1 protein-coding gene is annotated in these 296 nt (G+C 67.2%); it reads right to left on the bottom strand.

The features are described from left to right. The coding region (locus tag EN852_RS39195) for a response regulator (protein WP_135879934.1) at positions 1-296 on the bottom strand (296 nt) is incomplete at both ends.

The raw sequence follows: 296 nt of genomic DNA, 5'->3' as shown, positions 1-296 counted from the left end.
GCGAGGCCCTCGGTATTGCGCACGATGCGCGCCATTTCGGCGCCGGTCATCTCGGGCATCTGGTAGTCGAGCACCACGCAGTCGACCGCCACGCCATAAGCTGCCGCGGCGATCAGCACCTTGAGGCCTTCGGCGCCGCTTTCGGCAGCGCAGGAATCGAACGTCCAAGAGGTCATCTGCTCGGTCAGGATGGCGCGGTTGACGGCATTATCGTCGACGATCAGCACGCGTGCGCCGGTCACGTCCACCGGCGTGATGCGCTGCCCGTTCTGCTGCCCGGCCCCGGGCAGCGTCAC

This window comes from Mesorhizobium sp. M2E.F.Ca.ET.209.01.1.1, assembly GCF_004010375.2.
Lineage (GTDB): Bacteria > Pseudomonadota > Alphaproteobacteria > Rhizobiales > Rhizobiaceae > Mesorhizobium.
Note: the sequence above shows the minus strand (reverse complement) of the source record. Positions and strands in the feature narration are given on the sequence as shown.